Origin of the sequence: Staphylococcus coagulans, from assembly GCF_002901995.1 — a bacterium.
Lineage (GTDB): Bacteria > Bacillota > Bacilli > Staphylococcales > Staphylococcaceae > Staphylococcus > Staphylococcus coagulans.
Window position 1 is genome coordinate 1 of sequence record NZ_PPQN01000091.1, and the last position, 1,099, is coordinate 1,099.

1 protein-coding gene is annotated in these 1,099 nt (G+C 30.5%); it reads right to left on the reverse strand.

What is annotated here, in order from left to right:
• Positions 1-215: 215 nt before the first annotated feature.
• Positions 216-1,099: beta-channel forming cytolysin (locus tag CD118_RS11280; RefSeq protein WP_103356718.1), on the reverse strand; the 884-nt coding region annotated here is incomplete at its 5' end.

Sequence of the window (1,099 nt, forward strand, 5' to 3'; positions counted from 1 at the left end):
AGTATATTAGATAAAATTACAAATCGTTAAATACATTTGACTTTATCTTGGATTATCAACTTTTACCATTTCAAATAACAATACAAAATATAATCTTCTTTGTGATAAACAAAAACGCTTCCGTTATAATTGAAGAGTGAACAACTATACGAAAGCGCTCTTATTAAATTCTTTTGATTAAATAATTAAGCATTATAGCTATGAGCTTCTATATGTTAAATAGGTTTTGAAGTTTGTTCTATCAACTTAGCGCTGTGATTTTGCCAATCAATTTCGTACACAGCAGTGAATGTTTTTACTTCATATCGTTTTTGATTTTGACCTGCCCAGAAAAATCCATCCCAATATATTTTATATAAATCTGTCTCAGTTTGATATGTAACTTTTAATTTTGTTTTTTGTTTATCGTCTTCTTTATGGGTTAAAACTCCTAAAAATTCCGGATTGAAGTTTCCACGTGATAATAAAGGCATTTGATACTCTGGTATAAAGTTCTCACCGGCATTACCGCTTTGATTTCTTGATTTTAAGAACAATTCATTACCAAAATTTCCACCGTTATCATCAGCATCACGGCTATATGGTCCCCAGCCATTGTTCATAATTTTATGCGCCTCTACTCCCCATCCAACGTGTTTATTATTCGTTTTTCTATTAATAAGCGTTCTATAATTTTCTTGCTTATAACTAATAGTTTCTGAGAAAGAATATTTCCCATTTAAACTACCTGACGGATTATTAGAAATATTAATATCTCCGCCCCCACCATAACTGAGAGTTTCTTGAACTTGAAAACTTTCATTTTGATTTTTAGGTGCGTAATCAACAATAGTTGTAGAATCTCCGTTTTCCGCTGTTAATCCGACATTATATTGTCCACCCCAAAGCAAGAAGGATGAATAATAATCATTGGGATCAGGCTTTTGAAACCCTGAATGAATATTACCAGTAGCTTTGACAATCAATGTATCTTTGTCATAAGTTTTATCTTTAATGAAATTTAAATTTAATATTTGAGATATTTTATATTTATCAGAATCGGCAGTAGCTGTGGTTTTATAAATCGTTGTTTTATCATTAACCTTTTCTATTTTAACAG